The sequence below is a fragment of the Streptomyces odontomachicola genome (assembly GCF_039605595.1).
In the GTDB taxonomy this organism is placed as follows: domain Bacteria; phylum Actinomycetota; class Actinomycetes; order Streptomycetales; family Streptomycetaceae; genus Streptomyces.
The window spans coordinates 271,697-285,864 of the sequence record NZ_JBCFOK010000012.1 but is presented as its reverse complement, the minus strand read 5'-3'; the positions used below and the strand labels follow the sequence as shown (position 1 = coordinate 285,864).

At 69.6% G+C, this 14,168-nt stretch carries 12 protein-coding genes, 1 tRNA gene and 1 pseudogene; 8 read left to right on the top strand and 6 right to left on the bottom strand.

Annotation, left to right across the window (positions count from 1 at the left end; all coding sequences use genetic code 11):
- The first annotated feature begins 41 nt into the window (after positions 1-41).
- Positions 42-1,082 carry a rod shape-determining protein gene (locus ABEE00_RS22890; protein WP_345747486.1) on the top strand — a complete coding sequence of 347 codons (1,041 nt, stop codon included), beginning with the start codon at positions 42-44 and terminating at the stop codon, positions 1,080-1,082.
- A 241-nt stretch (positions 1,083-1,323) separates the two neighbouring features.
- Positions 1,324-3,096, top strand: coding sequence for a BCCT family transporter (locus tag ABEE00_RS22885; RefSeq protein WP_451918646.1), 1,773 nt, complete (start codon positions 1,324-1,326; stop codon positions 3,094-3,096).
- An 88-nt stretch (positions 3,097-3,184) separates the two neighbouring features.
- Here ABEE00_RS22885 and ABEE00_RS22880 read toward each other — a convergent pair whose 3' ends face one another.
- Complete coding sequence (locus ABEE00_RS22880; protein ID WP_345747485.1) at positions 3,185-4,135, bottom strand: DUF389 domain-containing protein; 951 nt, start codon at positions 4,133-4,135, stop codon at positions 3,185-3,187.
- A gap of 202 nt (positions 4,136-4,337) precedes the next feature.
- On the opposite strand from ABEE00_RS22880, the gene ABEE00_RS22875 reads away from it, so the two are divergent.
- The 4 genes from ABEE00_RS22875 to ABEE00_RS22860 all read left to right on the top strand — a co-directional run bounded on the left by ABEE00_RS22875 (position 4,338) and on the right by ABEE00_RS22860 (position 8,861).
- Complete coding sequence (locus ABEE00_RS22875; RefSeq protein ID WP_345747484.1) at positions 4,338-5,321, top strand: Bug family tripartite tricarboxylate transporter substrate binding protein; 984 nt, start codon at positions 4,338-4,340, stop codon at positions 5,319-5,321.
- Positions 5,318-5,854 (top strand): tripartite tricarboxylate transporter TctB family protein, encoded by a 537-nt coding sequence (locus ABEE00_RS22870; RefSeq protein ID WP_345747483.1) that lies wholly within the window; start codon positions 5,318-5,320, stop codon positions 5,852-5,854. Before ABEE00_RS22875 ends, ABEE00_RS22870 begins: the two co-directional genes overlap by 4 nt.
- 1 nt (position 5,855) lies before the next feature.
- Complete coding sequence (locus ABEE00_RS22865; protein WP_345747482.1) at positions 5,856-7,346, top strand: tripartite tricarboxylate transporter permease; 1,491 nt, start codon at positions 5,856-5,858, stop codon at positions 7,344-7,346.
- A 297-nt stretch (positions 7,347-7,643) separates the two neighbouring features.
- A complete protein-coding gene (locus ABEE00_RS22860) occupies positions 7,644-8,861 on the top strand; it encodes a cation:proton antiporter (protein WP_345747510.1) in 1,218 nt (405 codons plus the stop codon).
- An 84-nt stretch (positions 8,862-8,945) separates the two neighbouring features.
- Here the strand turns inward: ABEE00_RS22860 and ABEE00_RS22855 are convergent, their stop codons facing one another.
- On the bottom strand, positions 8,946-9,725 hold the full coding sequence (locus tag ABEE00_RS22855) for a DedA family protein (protein ID WP_345747481.1): 780 nt from the start codon (positions 9,723-9,725) through the stop codon (positions 8,946-8,948).
- 162 nt (positions 9,726-9,887) lie between these two features.
- Between ABEE00_RS22855 and ABEE00_RS22850 the strand changes: the two genes are divergently transcribed.
- A complete protein-coding gene (locus ABEE00_RS22850) occupies positions 9,888-10,316 on the top strand; it encodes an RNA-binding S4 domain-containing protein (RefSeq protein WP_345747480.1) in 429 nt (142 codons plus the stop codon).
- A gap of 88 nt (positions 10,317-10,404) precedes the next feature.
- Here ABEE00_RS22850 and ABEE00_RS22845 read toward each other — a convergent pair whose 3' ends face one another.
- Positions 10,405-10,851: a hypothetical protein gene (locus ABEE00_RS22845; RefSeq protein WP_345747479.1), complete on the bottom strand. Its 447-nt coding sequence runs from the start codon at positions 10,849-10,851 to the stop codon at positions 10,405-10,407.
- Positions 10,852-11,167: 316 nt separating this feature from the next.
- On the bottom strand, positions 11,168-11,599 hold the full coding sequence (locus ABEE00_RS22840) for a hypothetical protein (RefSeq protein ID WP_345747478.1): 432 nt from the start codon (positions 11,597-11,599) through the stop codon (positions 11,168-11,170).
- Between the two features lie 252 nt (positions 11,600-11,851).
- Here ABEE00_RS22840 and ABEE00_RS22835 point away from each other — a divergent pair.
- Positions 11,852-12,300, top strand: a pseudogene (locus tag ABEE00_RS22835) (tyrosine-type recombinase/integrase); the annotation flags it as partial.
- Positions 12,301-12,347: 47 nt separating this feature from the next.
- On the opposite strand, the gene ABEE00_RS22830 reads toward ABEE00_RS22835, so the two are convergent.
- Both ABEE00_RS22830 and ABEE00_RS22825 read right to left on the bottom strand, forming a co-directional pair.
- Positions 12,348-12,421: transfer RNA gene (locus ABEE00_RS22830), tRNA-Thr, on the bottom strand.
- 76 nt (positions 12,422-12,497) lie between these two features.
- Positions 12,498-14,126: an alpha/beta hydrolase gene (locus ABEE00_RS22825; protein WP_345747477.1), complete on the bottom strand. Its 1,629-nt coding sequence runs from the start codon at positions 14,124-14,126 to the stop codon at positions 12,498-12,500.
- Positions 14,127-14,168 lie beyond the last annotated feature (42 nt).

Genomic DNA, 14,168 nt, shown 5'->3' with positions numbered 1-14,168 from the left:
GTCCGCCCGTTCGCCCCCACTCGGGAAGGACCCGAACCACCGTGACCTACCGACTCGACCAGCTCAGCCGCTGCTCCGTCGCCGTCGACCTCGGCTCCGCCCGCACGCGCATCCACATCAAGGGCACGGGACTGATCGTCGACGAACCGTCGGCGGTGGCCGTGAACACCTTCTCCGGTGCGCTGATGGCGGTCGGAACGAACGCCGAGCGCATGGACGGGCGCACCCCCGAGCACATCAACGTCGTACGGCCCATCAACGACGGCACCGTCATCGACATCGACATGGCCCAGCGGATGCTGCGCGCCTTCCTGGGCAGCACCCTGCGCGGTGCCTGGCGGCGGCGCGGCCCGATCATGCGGGCCGCGGTCACCATCCCGTACAACGCGGGGCCGCTGTCGCGGCGCGCCGCCGTGGAGACGCTGACCGGCGTGGGCGCGCGGCGGGTGGAGCTCGTGGAGGCGCCGACCGCGGCCGGCATCGGCGCCGGGCTGCCCGTGGGCCAGCCCGAGGCCGCCATGGTGCTGGTGTGCGGCGCCACCACCACGCAGATCGCCGTGCTCTCGCTGGGCTCCGTCGTGTCCGCCAGCTCCGTGCCGCTGGGCGGCGACACCGTGCGGCACGCGGTGGCCCAGCACCTGCGCAACGAGCACGAGCTGCTGCTGCCCAGCCAGAACGTGCAGCCGCTCTACCTCGCGCTCACCGGCAACCCGCTGCCCGACCCGGAGACCGGGATGGGCGCCACCGAGGTGTTCGGCCGCGACGTGTCCACCGGGCTCGGCCGCACCGTGACCGTGGACCCCGAGCACGTGCGCTCCGCCATCCACCCGAACATGACCGGGCTCAGCGACGCGATCCGCAGCGTGCTGCACCGCTGCCCGCCCGACCTCGTCGCCGACCTCGCGGACAGCGGCATGACGCTGAGCGGCGGCAGCGCACAACTGCCGGGCCTGGCCGAGATGTTGCACGCCAGCACGGGAATGGAGGTGCATGTGGCCGAGCAGCCCGCGCTGGCCGCAGTGAACGGGCTCGCCGCGATGGTCGAGGGCAAGGCGGAGCCGCTCCGGATCGACGTGCCGTGAACTCCCGGGCGTGCGGCGCCTTTCCGGAGTTTCCCCGGCAAGCACGACAAGAAGCACGGCACGCCGTAAGGGGCAGAGAGGGGACGGGTTCCCGGGTTCTAAACCTGAACGTGACCCTGTTTGCCTATCGTTGACCGTTCGACTGCACATGCATTGCGCAGCCTCGGGTAGTTGCATGCCCTCAGGTAGTTGATGCAGTGCTGACACAGTCCAACAGTCCAGAGGATGAAAGGGCTTGAGCGTGCCGGAAGAACGGGTGGAACGGAACGCACCGGAGAAGGACGGGCCACCGGGCCCGTCGGGGAATCTGCGGTCCGCGCTGGTGCCGCGGACGGACCGCACCGTGTTCGGCGTCACCGTGGCGCTGACGCTCGCCTTCGTCGTCTGGGGCGCGGTATCGACCAAATCGCTGAGCAGCGTCTCGGAGACGATGCTCAGCGGCACCATGAAGAACGGCGGCTGGGCCTTCGTGCTCGCCGCGACCGGGTTCGTGGTCTTCTCGCTCTGGCTGGCGTTCAGCCGCTACGGAAAGATCACCCTCGGCAAGGAGGGCGAGGAGCCGGAGTTCAAGACCGTCTCCTGGGTCGCCATGATGTTCAGCGCCGGCATGGGCATCGGCCTGATGTTCTACGGCGTGGCCGAGCCGGTGAACCACTTCTCCAGCACCCCTCCGGGATCGCACCCCGTGAACGACCCGGAGAAGATGGAAACGGCGATGGCCACCACGCTGTTCCACTGGACCCTGCACCCCTGGGCCATCTACGCGGTGGTCGGCCTGGCCATCGCGTACAGCTGCTTCCGGCGCGGCCGGCGGCAGACCATCAGCGCGGTCTTCACGCCGCTGATCGGCGAGAAGGCCGCGAACGGCGGCCCCGGCAAGGTCATCGACATCCTCGCGATCTTCGCCACCCTCTTCGGCTCGGCCGCCTCGCTGGGCCTGGGCGCCCTGCAGATCAGCGCCGGTGTGAAGGAGGTCGGCTGGGCCGGCGAGGTCAGCGAGCCCGTCCTGATCCTGATCATCGCGGTGCTGACCGCGGCGTTCGTGCTCTCCGCCGTCTCCGGCGTGGAGAAGGGCATCCAGTGGCTCTCCAACATCAACATGGTGCTGGCGGGGCTGCTGGTGCTCTTCGTGTTCGTCGTGGGCCCGACCATCTTGATGCTCAACCTGCTGCCCACCTCGCTCGGTTCGTACATCGGCGAGTTCGCGCAGCTCATCTCGCGCACCGACTCCTCGGGCGGCCCGAAGACCGCGGAGTGGCTGGCCAGCTACACGGTCTTCTACTGGGCGTGGTGGATCTCCTGGACGCCGTTCGTCGGCATGTTCATCGCGCGCATCAGCCGCGGCCGCACCATCCGCCAGTTCGTCGGCGGCGTCATCCTGGTGCCCAGCGTGGTCAGCCTGATCTGGTTCGCCATCTTCGGCGGCACGGCCATCCACGTGGAGGAGACCACCCACAAGGTCACCCAGGCGGCCAACGACGACGCCATGCTCTTCGCGGTGCTGCGCGAGTACCCGATGGCGAGCGTCACGATGCTGATCGTGATGATCCTGGTCGCGATCTTCTTCGTCTCCGGCGCCGACGCGGCCTCGATCGTGATGGGCACGCTGTCGCAGAAGGGCACCCTGGAGCCCAGCCGCTTCGTCGTCATCGTCTGGGGCGTGCTGACCGGCGCGGTCGCCGCGATCATGCTGCTCATCGGTGGTGGTGGGAGCGAAGCGCTCGACGGCCTCAAGAATCTGACGATTCTCGTGGCCGTCCCCTTCACGCTCGTCATGGTCGGCTTGTGCGTCGCCCTCACCAAGGACCTGCGCAGCGACCGCCTCATCGTGATCGGCGAGCGCGGCACCGAGGCCATCGAGAGCGCCGTGGTCGCCGGCCACGAGCAGTACGGCGGCGACTTCGAGATCCAGATCGGCCCCGGCGGCAACGGCACGGACGAGGACGAGGACGACGAGGAGCCGAACTCCGCGAGCCACGACACCACCGTCACGGCCACCCGCAAGGACACGTAGGGGCTCGCCCGATACTGGAGCGCCCCGCCGCGGTCGACACCGTGGCGGGGCGCTTTCGTTGCGTACGGAGGTTGTACGCGTACGAGGCTCAGCCCAGGATCCTGCGGTCGGGCCCCTGCGTCCGCTTCCAACTCCAGAACGCCTTCTGCGCGAGCAGCGTGCCCGTACCGGCGACCAGGATTCCCGCGAGGTTCACGCCCAATTGAACCGCCGCGCCCCACATTTCGCCGTATTCGCCATAACTGAGCGCCAGCGCCGCGAAGGCGGCCGCCGGCACCGTGGTCACGGAAATGGCCACGCCCACCAGCGCTCCCGATTTGGCCGAGGTGAGCGAGAGAATTCCGGCGACCCCGGCGAGAAGGGCGACGACCAGCGACATCAGGTCCGGCTTCCAGATGAACGAGGTCTCAGGGTGCGCACCGCTGAACCGCTCGTGCGAGAACAGCCCCACCGCGTCCATCACGAGACCGAACACGCCGGTCAGCAGCATCGCCACGAGGAACCCGAGGACGAGCGCCGCCAGTGAGCGCAGCGCGGGCCGCGGCTTGCGGCGCACGATCCCCGTACACACTCCGGCCAGCGGTCCGAACTCCGGGCCCACGACCATCGCGCCGACGATCAGGATCGCGCTGTCGGTGACCACGCCGCAGGCCGCCAGCATCGTGGCGACCGTGAGGAAGGCGAGGTAGGTCACCGAGAGCCGGGACTCCTCGTGGGTGGCGTCGGCCAGCGACTCCCACAGCACCGCGTCCACGCCCTCGCCCGGGGCCTCCACCTCGGCGCGCTCGGCGCGGTCGGAGAGCGAGAGGTCGATGTTCTCGACGGCGACCGAACCCTCGCCGACCAGGCCCAGTTCCCGCAGCTCGCGCAGCAGCCGGTCGGCCGCCTCCCTGGCCACGTCGCACAGCACGACGTCCCCCGCGGGGTCGCGCGCCGCGCCGGGGTGCACCACGATGTGCGCGGTGCCGACGGTCCTCTCCAGCAGCCCGACCACCGACTCGGTGCGGTCGGACGGGGTGATCATCCGCAGGTGGAGCATGGCGGCAGCGTAACCGCGACCACAAGTTACGGAACGACCAATAGTTTCCCCGCCGCACAGGGGCAGACACCGCGGTGACCGCTGTGCACGATGTGGCGCAACCAGGAGCACCCCCCGTACCTCCCGGCACCACCCCGTACGACCCGCGCCACCCGCACCCCCCACGCTTCCCTGTCCCGGCCATGGAAGGCGGTGCACCCGCGTGCGCTTCCCGTCGCTACTCCTCCCGCTCGGGGCCGCGCTGCTCCTGCTGATCGGCCCGCCGCTGATCACTACGGGCAGCGGGGCCGAGAGCGGTACGCACATCCCAGGACTGCGCCTGATGGTGCCCAACACCCCGGGCGGCGGCTACGACATCACGGCGCGCACCGCGGCCAAGGACGCCGAGGACGCGGGGCTCAACCACAACATCGAGGTCTTCAACCTGCCCGGCGCGGGCGGCACCGTGGGCCTCAGCCGGCTGGTGAACGAGCGCGGCAACGGCAAGCTCACCATGTCCATGGGCCTCGGCGTGGTCGGCGCCGTGCACACCAACAAGTCCCCCTCCACGCTCGCCGACGCGACGCCGGTGGCGCGGCTGGTGGAGGAGCCGGACATCGTGGTGGTGTCGAAGAAGTCCAAGTACCGCACCTTCGGCCAACTGCTGGCCGACTGGAAGAAGAAGCCGCGCGCGCTGCCGGTCGGCGGCGGCTCCTCGGCGGGCGGCCCCGACCACATCGCGCCGATGATGATGGCCGACAAGGCGGGAATCCCCGGCAAGTCGGTCAACTACGTCCCGTTCGACGGCGGCGGCGAGCTGCTGGCCTCGGTGCTCGGCGGCAAGGTCGCGTTCGGCGTCTCGGGCATCGGCGAGTACCGCGACCAGATCAAGTCCGGCGAGCTCAGGCTGCTCGCGGTCACGGGCCCCAAGCGCATCCCCGGCTACGACGCGCCCACCCTCAAGGAGGCGGGCGTGGACATGCACTTCACCAACTGGCGCGGCGTCATGGCGCCTCCGGGGCTCAGCGAGGAGAAGCGCACGCGCCTGATCCGCTTCTTCGACGCGCTGCACGCGTCGCCGCAGTGGAGGAAGTCGATGAAGGACAACGGCTGGGACGACGCCTACCTGAGCGGCGACGCGTACGGCCGCTTCCTGGAGCAGCAGGACCGGCGCGTCGACGACGTACTGAAGGGGCTGGGCCAGTGAGCACCTCGGATCTCCGCGAAAGAGAGCAGAGCGGCACCCTCGGCGACCGCCTGCGCCAACACTCCGAACTCGGCGTCAGCGCCCTCCTGTTGCTGATCGGCCTCCTGGTGCTCGGCGACGTGCTGAGCATGGACACGGTGTCGGGCCAGCGCGGCCCGGTGGGCCCCAAGACCGTGCCGGTGGTGGTCGGCTGCGCGCTGATCGTGGTGGCCGTGGTGCTGGCAGTCGACGTACTCCGCGGCGGCAAAGGAGAAGCGGAGGGCGGCGAGGACATGGATCTCGCCGAGCCCGGCGACTGGCGCACGGTCGCGCTGCTCGCCGGCGTCTTCCTCGCGTTCGCCGCGCTCATCGGCCCGCTCGGCTTCCCGCTGTCCGGCGCCGGGCTCTTCTGGGGCTCCGCGTACGCGCTGGGCAGCCGCAACGCGCGCCGCGACCCGCTGATCGCCGCGGCACTCTCCTTTTTCACCTACCTCGTCTTCAACACCGCGCTGGGTGTCCCGCTGCCCGGCGGCCCGCTGATGGGAGTGCTGTGACATGGATTCCCTCACCTCCCTCCTGGACGGCTTCGGTACGGCGCTGACCCCGCTCAACCTGCTGTGGGCCGCGATCGGCGTGCTGCTCGGCACCGCCATCGGCGTGCTCCCCGGCATCGGCCCCGCGATGGCCGTCGCACTGCTGCTGCCGGTGACGTACGGGCTCGACCCGGTGGGCGCCTTCATCATGTTCGCCGGCATCTACTACGGCGGGATGTTCGGCGGCTCCACCACCTCGATCCTGCTCAACACCCCTGGTGAGAGCGCCGCGGTGGTCGCCGCGATCGAGGGCAACCCGATGGCGAAGGCGGGCCGCGGCGCGCAGGCGCTCGCCGCCGCCGCGATCGGCCACTTCGCCGGCGGCATGGTCGGCACGATCCTGCTCGTCCTGCTCGCGCCCACGGTCGCCTCGCTCGCCGTGGACATCGGCGCGCCCGACTACTTCGCGATCATGGTCCTCGCCTTCATCGCGGTCACCTCGGTCCTGGGCTCCTCGCGCGTACGCGGCTTCGCCTCCCTCCTCCTCGGCCTCACCCTCGGCCTGATCGGGCTGGATCAGATGACCGGGCAGCAGCGGCTCACCTTCGGCAGCCTCCAGCTCTCCGACGGCATCGACGTGGTGATCGTCGCGGTCGGCCTCTTCGCGATCGGCGAGGCACTGTGGGTCGCGGCCCATCTCCGTCGCGGCACTGGTGAGTCGATCCCCGTGGGCACGCCCTGGCTCGGGCGCTCCGACCTGCGCCGGACCTGGCGTCCCTGGCTGCGAGGCCCGCTGATCGGCTTCCCCTTCGGCGCGATCCCCGCGGGCGGCGCCGAGATCCCCACCTTCCTCTCGTACGTCACCGAGAAGCGGCTCTCCAAGAACAAGAAGGACTTCGGCAAGGGCGCCATCGAGGGCGTCGCCGGGCCCGAGTCGGCCGCCTCCGCCTCGGCCGCCGGAACCCTGGTCTCCATGCTCACCCTCGGCCTGCCCACCACCGCGGTCGCCGCGGTGATGCTGGCCGCCTTCCAGCAGTACGGCATCCAGCCCGGCCCGCTCCTCTTCGAGCGCGAGCCCGAGCTGGTCTGGGGCCTGATCGCCTCGCTGTTCGTCGGCATGGTGCTGCTCCTGGTGCTCAACCTCCCGCTCGCGCCGGTCTGGGCGAAGCTGCTCCGGATCCCGCGCCCGTACCTGTACGCGGGCATCCTCTTCTTCGCCGGGGTCGGCGCGTACGCGGTGGGAGGCCAGCCCATCGACCTGGTGATCCTGCTGATCGTGGGCCTGCTCGGGCTGATGATGCGGCGCTACGGGCTGCCCGTGCTGCCCGCCGTGATCGGCGTGATCCTCGGCCCCTCGGCCGAGCAGCAGCTCCGCCGCGCGCTCCAGATCAGCGACGGCAGCGTCACGGGGCTCGTCAACACCCCGTTCTCCGTGACGGTGTACGCCGTGATCGCGCTGATCCTGGTCTGGCCGTGGCTCAAGCGGCTGACCGGAGCGCTGCCGCGGCGTTGACGCCCCCGCAGAGCAGAAACGGCCGGGTCCCTGGGCGGGGCCCGGCCGTTTCTTTGCCAACTCCCTTATCACGGGGCCCAGTTGGGCCCACATGTCCGGATTCGCCACCCCTGCCCACCCTCCCCAAGGTCATTTGTTAAGCTAAGTATTGACGCTTTCTTGACGCACTCTTGACCGAGTCGTCCGGACGCACAGGAGGAATCATCGACTCGCTGACGCCCGCCAGACTCTCCACGCACGACCTGCGCTCCATAGCCGGGACGGTGTGACATGGGTCATGCCGACACCCTGCTCGCCATGGGCGGCGCCTTCGTCGCCGCCGCGGTGCTCGCCCGCCTGGGCAACCGCATCGGCCTGCCGACGATCCCGCTGTTCATCCTCGCGGGCATCCTGCTCGGCCCGAACACCCCGGGCTTCGTGCTCGTACACGACCCCGAAGAGCTGGAGATGCTCTCCGCGCTCGGCCTCGTACTGCTGCTCTTCTACCTCGGCCTCGAGTTCCACATGGACGACCTCAAGGCGGGCGGCCGGAAGATGGCCACGGCCGGCGGCGTCTATCTCGCGCTGAACGTCGGCGCCGGGCTCGCCTTCGGCTTCCTGCTCGGCTGGGGCACCTCGGAGGCCCTGGTGCTCGCGGGCGTCCTGGGCATCTCGTCCTCCGCGATCGTCACCAAGGTGCTGGTCGACCTGGGCCGGATCGGCAATCCGGAGACCAAACCCATCCTCGGGATCATCGTCGTCGAGGACATCTTCCTCGCCCTCTACCTGGCCGCGCTCCAGCCCGTGCTGGCCGGCGCCGAGGACGCGGGCAGCGCGCTGCTCCAGGTCGGCAAGGCCTTCGCCTTCCTGCTGGTGCTGGCCGTCGCCGCGCGCTTCGGGACCCGGATCATCAGCCGGATGTTCGCGATCAAGGACAACGAGCTGCTGGTCATCTCGTTCCTGGGCGCCGCGGTACTGGTGTCCGGCATCGCCGAGGTGTTCGGCGTCGCGGACGCGATCGGCGCCTTCATGGTCGGCCTGATGCTGGGCAACACCTCCTCCGCCGAACGCATCAGGGAACTGGTGCACCCGCTGCGCGACGCCTTCGCCGCGATCTTCTTCTTCGCCTTCGGCCTCTCCATCGACCCGGGCGACCTGCCCTCGGTCGCGGTCCCCGTGCTGATCGCCGTGACGCTCACCATCGTGATGAACGTGTTCGCCGGGATGGCGGCGGCGCGGCTGTACGGATTCGGCCCGGGCCCCTCGGCCAACGTGGCCACGACCTTGCTGGCCCGCGGCGAGTTCGCGCTGATCCTGGCGACCATGGCCGCGACGGCCGACCTCGACGAGCGGCTCTCGCCGTTCATCGCCGGGTACGTGCTGATCCTCGCCGTGATCGCTCCGCTGGCCGCGAGCAAGTCGGAGTGGCTGGCGAAGGTGCTGCCGGGGCGGGACGATCCCTCGTCGGGCTCGGGCTCCGACTCGGACTCCGGGCAGGAGGCGCCTCCGGCCCAGACGCCGGAGCCGGCGCGGTAACGCGTACCTCCCGGCATAGAGCGGTGGCCCGGACACGAGATCGTGTCCGGGCCACCGCTCTTTCTGCCGTCTGCGGCTCGGCCGTCAGCGGCGTGCGTGGCGCCCGCGGCCCTGCGGGGGCTGCGGCGGCTGCTGGGGGCCCTGCGCGCCGGGGGCCTCCGCGCCTCCGACGGGGGGCATCGGCGCCGTGTCGTCCGCTCCGGCGACGGCCGCACTCGCGGTGGCCCCGGCCCCCTCCTTGGCGGTCTTGCGGCGCGCCCGCAGGTACTCGATCGCGATCGGGACCACCGACAGCAGCACGATCGCGACCAGCATCGCCTCGATGTTCTTCCGTACGAAGTCGATCTGCCCGAGCGCGGCGCCGAGCAGCGTGACGCCCGCGCCCCAGAGCACGCCGCCGATCACGTTGAAGGTGACGAAGGAGCGGTACCGCATGCGGCTCACGCCGGCGATGATCGGCGTGAAGGTCCGCACGATGGGCACGAAGCGCGCGAGCACCAGGGACTTCGCGCCGTGCTTCTCGAAGAACTCGTGCGCCTTCTCCACGTTCTCCTGCTTGAAGAGCCGCGAGTCGGGCCGCTTGAACAGCGCGGGCCCCACCTTCCGCCCGAACAGGAAGCCCGCCTGGTCGCCGAGCACCGCGGCGATCACCACCAGCAGGCACACCAGCCACAGCGGATAGTGCAGATACTGGCCGGTGGCCACCAGGAGGCCCGTGGTGAACAGCAGCGAGTCACCGGGCAGGAAGAAGCCGATCAGCAGCCCCGACTCGGCGAAGACGATCACCAGAATCCCGATCAGACCGAAGGTCGGAATCAGGTAGTCCGGGTCCAGCCAGGTTGGACCTAGCGCGATCTGGGTCACGAGAAGGGCTCCTCATCGCCTGGTGCGCGGGCGGGCCCGGGTGGCACACACACCGCGGTCATGGAGTACGACACGCTACCAACGCCCCCGGTTCCACAGACCCCCAGGATCAGGCACAAACCAGGCCACGTCGCACCCGCACCGGAACGTAGAGTCGTACCCATGGCTTCAGTTGAGGGCACCGTACGGGTCGACGTCTGGATCTGGTCGGTCCGGCTGACCAAGACCAGGGCGCAGGCCGCCACCGCCTGCCGCGGCGGCCACGTACGCGTCAACGGCGAGCGCGTGAAGCCCGCGCACGGCCTCCAGCCCGGCGACGAGGTACGCGTACGCAGATCCGGCGGCCAGGAACGCGTCGTCAAGGTCAAGCAACTGATCCGCAAACGCGTCGGCGCCCCCGTGGCCGCCGAATGCTACGAGGACAACAGCCCGCCCCCGCCGCCCCGCGAGCCGGCCCTGGCAGTCCCCCGCCGAGCCCCGGGAGCGGGCCGCCCCACAAAACGCGACCGCAGGGAACTGGACCGCATGCGCGAGCAGCACCACCAGCAGGCGAGGGACGTGGACGTCGACATAGACGTCGACGTGGACTGAGCGGCATCAGGGCAAGGGCAGCAACCCCGAGGGGCGGAGCCGCACAGCCGGTGCTGTGCGGCTCCGCCCCCAAGGTCAGCGCCGGCGGTCACTTCAACGTGACGCAGGCCTTCGTCGCGTAGCCCTTGAACTGCCCGCAGAACTTGGTCCCCTTGGGGAAGCTCATGCCGCTGTGGTGAAAGCGGTGGCCCCACTGGGCCTCGTACCAGTGCTTGCTGTCCTGCGAGCCGTAGGGCGCCTTCCGCCAGGACTTGCCGACGTGCGCCGAGCCACCCGGCTTCTTGTACAGCCAGCGGCCGTACTTGGTGCCGCTGTGCTTGGACACGTTCTTGTCGATGGCGATCATGCTGATCGACCGCTTGGAGGTCCCCGACCTGTGCTGGTAGGTCACGATGATCGAGTAGTTGCCCTTGTGCGCGACCACCTGCTTCTCGGGCGCCGCCTGCGCGGCGGGCGCACTCAGGAGTGCGATGGCGGTACTGGCGGCAAGGACGCCCGCCGCGATGCCGGCGCGCGTTCGCCTGACTGGCTGCATGATGCTGTCACCCCGTTGTTCAGTAATCCGATCTTGGTCAGGGTGCATGCTACATACACCTCGAAGCAGACCCGTCGGCCAACGTCAGACCCCCGCAGTACCTGAACCCTCTGATCACATCCGCAAGACGTCTCAGACGACAGCGGGTGCGGCGACGCAGACCCCAGGCCAGAAGCATCTGACCCGGGGTCCCTTCAAGCTGGTGAGCCACGGCACACAGACCACCGCGACCGCCTCCGGCACCCAGGCGCTGCACGCAGCCCCCACCCTGGTACGCGGCCGTCCCACAGTTACACGACCCGTTCTGCGAGCTCCATCACGTGGTGGTCCCGCCTTCTGCCTGCATGCGCTGCTGCACAGAGCGCCGCTTGGCAAGGGTCGCCAGGACGGGCGCGACCCACGGAATCCAGAGCAGACTCACCGTGAACAACTGCACCACAGCGATCGTGTTGACGACTGCGCCGACCCAGAAGTACGTCAGCACGTTGCTTTCCCAGCCCCGCGAGCGCTGCACGAAGTACATGCCGAGCCAAATCGCAATCTGTCCCGCCCCCACGACGGCGGCCACCCAGGCGTAGTAGGCATTCCGCCACAAATCCCGGTCGATGTGCACCAGATGCGAGGCGAGTCCGGCAATGACGATGTAGGCGAGCACCGCCAGCATCGGCAGCATCCCCCCGTAGCGCACCAGCCGCTCGCCACGACGCAGTACGGGGTCGCCGTCGGGGTTATGGATCGGGACGAGCACGAAGCTTTCTCCTTGAAGCCGGACCTTAGCGTTTGACGACGAAGCTACCCATGCCCGGCTCGGTGTAGATCAGCCCCTCTTCGCACAGTGCCCGGTGCACCTTCTGGCCGGTCGAGGTCGCGATGCCGAACTCGTTGAGCATGGCGCGACCACCGAGAGGACGCGGGTGCGCGGCAGTTAGGTGCCGTCCTCGATCCGCTGGCGGATCACGTCGGCGAACGGCTTCGGGCACGAGGCGGAAGGCGTTCCTAGTCCGCCGCCAAGCGCCCGACCTTCATGCACTGGATCGTCGGCGTCGGCATGGGCTTCCGGCAGGGCGAGACGCTGGGCCTGCGCTGGCCGTTCGTGGACTTCGAGGCTGAGCTGTTCCACCCCAAGTGGCAGCTCCAGCGCCTCACATGACGCCACGGCTGCAAGAACCCGCACGCGTGCGGCGCCCGGCTGCAACGGCAGCCGCCCACACCGCGGACACGGTCCTGAACGAGCTCGGCGTCGACATGCCCACGATCATGGAGATCCTCCGGCACACCCAGATCAGCCAGACGCGTCGCTACGTGAAGGGTCGGTCCCACCTCTCGAAGGAGGCGATGCGGCGCATGGGAGACGCCTTCATGCCGCCGCCACGGGCCACGTCTGAGACCAAAACTGAGACTGCGGACCGCCGCGCGGCCCGCGCGAAGAGGCGTCGCCGCATCCGATGAACGAGAAAACCCCAGGCCAGAGGAATCTGACCTGGGGTCCCGGAGTGAGCCGCCTGGGGGAGTCGAACCCCCGACCTACGCATTACGAGTGCGTCGCTCTGGCCAACTGAGCTAAGGCGGCTTGCCGCGTGCGACCAGCGTGGCAGCCGCAGCGCGGACAAGTCTACACAGTAATCGGGGGTGCTCCGAACGAGGTGCTAGGAGCCCGCCGCGCAGCGGGTGCCGTCCTTGGGGCTGCGGCCCGTCAGCAGGTAGCTGTCGACCGCGTCGTTGATGCACGGGCCCGCGCGCAGGTAGGCGGTGTGCCCGTCGCCCTCGTACGTCAGGAGGCGGGCGGAGGAGAGCTGGCCGGCCAGGCCGCGGGCCCAGGAGTACGGGGTCGCCGGGTCCCGCGTCGTACCGACCACGAGGATCGGGTCGGCTCCCTTCGCGGCGATGCGGTGGGTCTCACCGGCCGGCTTCTGCTTCCAGTAGCCGCAGTTGAGCGCGGCCCAGGCGAAGCCGCGGCCGAAGACCGGGGACGCCTTCTCGAAGGCGGGTACGGCCTTCTCGACGTCCTTCGGGCCCTTGAAGGCGGGCGGCAGATCGAGGCAGTTGACGGCCGGGTTGGCGTACATGATGTTGCCGTAGCTGCCGTCGGGATCGCGCTCGTAGTACTCGTCGGCGAGCGAGAGGAGCTGGGAGCCGTTGCCCTTCTGGGCCTTGGCCAGCGCGGTGCGGAGGCCGCCCCAGGAGCCCTCGTCGTACATGGCGCGGATCACACCCGTCGTCGCCAGGGACTCGGTGAGCTTGCGGGACTCCCCCGTCGCGACGGGCTTCGCGTCCAGCTTCTTGAAGAAGGCGTTCAGCCGCTTCCCGGCATCGGCCACGTTCTTCGTGCCCAGCGGGCAGTTCTTGCGCTTCACGCAGTCCTTGGCGAAGGACTGGAAGGCCAGCTCGAAGCCGCCGGTCTGGTCGCGGTTGACGCGCTCGGCGGGAAGCGAGGGGTCCATCGCGCCGTCCAGCACGAGCCGCCCGGAGCGCTGCGGGAAGAGGCCCGCGTACGTCGCGCCGAGGAAGGTCCCGTACGAAGCGCCGGTGTAGTTGAGCTTCTTGTCGCCCAGCACCGCGCGCAGCACGTCCATGTCGCGCGCGGCCTCCTTGGTGGAGACGTGCGCGAGCAGGTCGCCTGAACGCTTCTCGCAGCCCTTCGCGAAGTCCTTGAACGAGGTGACGAGCTTGTTCTCCTCGCCCTTGTCGTCCGGGGTCTGGTCGGCCTGCGTGAAGGCGTCCATCTCCTTGTCGCTCAGGCACTTCACCGGGGGCGCGCTGCGGGCCACCCCGCGCGGGTCCATGCCGACGATGTCGTACCGCTGGCGCACCTGCGGCGGATAGCCGATGCCGGCGGCCTGCTGTACGTATTCGACGGCCGAGCCGCCGGGCCCGCCCGGATTCACCATCAGCGAGCCGAGCTTCTTGCCCCCGCCCCCGTCGGCCTTCTTGCGGGTGACGGCGAGCTTGAGGTCCTTGTCAGGCTGCGGATTCCCGTAGTCCAGCGGGGCCTTGAGGGTCGCGCACTGGAAGCCCTCGGTGCCGCAGTCGCGCCAGCTCAGCTTCTGCTCGTAGTACGGCTTGAGGTTCCCCGGCACCTTGGCGGGGAGCGGCTTCAGCGGGGCCGCGTCCTTGTCGCCGATGGCGTTCTCGTTGCTGCCGGGGCCCTGCGACCTGCCGCTGGAGGCGTCGGGGTCCGAACCGCCCGAGGAGCAGCCGGACATCACCACCAGCGCCGCGGCGAGGAACGCGGCCGATGAGGTGCGGAACGGGCGACGCCTGGTGGCCTTGGCCATGTATCCATCCCTCGGTGAACGACGGCCCGTCTGCGACAGGTC

Coding starts and splice junctions, on each gene's coding strand:
- ABEE00_RS22880 (WP_345747485.1), bottom strand. CDS start 4,135: ATGCTCCACCTGCGGATGATCACCCCGTCCGACCGCACCGAGTCGGTG.
- ABEE00_RS22865 (WP_345747482.1), top strand. CDS start 5,856: ATGGATTCCCTCACCTCCCTCCTGGACGGCTTCGGTACGGCGCTGACC.
- ABEE00_RS22860 (WP_345747510.1), top strand. CDS start 7,644: ATGGGCGGCGCCTTCGTCGCCGCCGCGGTGCTCGCCCGCCTGGGCAAC.
- ABEE00_RS22850 (WP_345747480.1), top strand. CDS start 9,888: ATGGCTTCAGTTGAGGGCACCGTACGGGTCGACGTCTGGATCTGGTCG.
- ABEE00_RS22845 (WP_345747479.1), bottom strand. CDS start 10,851: ATGCAGCCAGTCAGGCGAACGCGCGCCGGCATCGCGGCGGGCGTCCTT.
- ABEE00_RS22825 (WP_345747477.1), bottom strand. CDS start 14,126: ATGGCCAAGGCCACCAGGCGTCGCCCGTTCCGCACCTCATCGGCCGCG.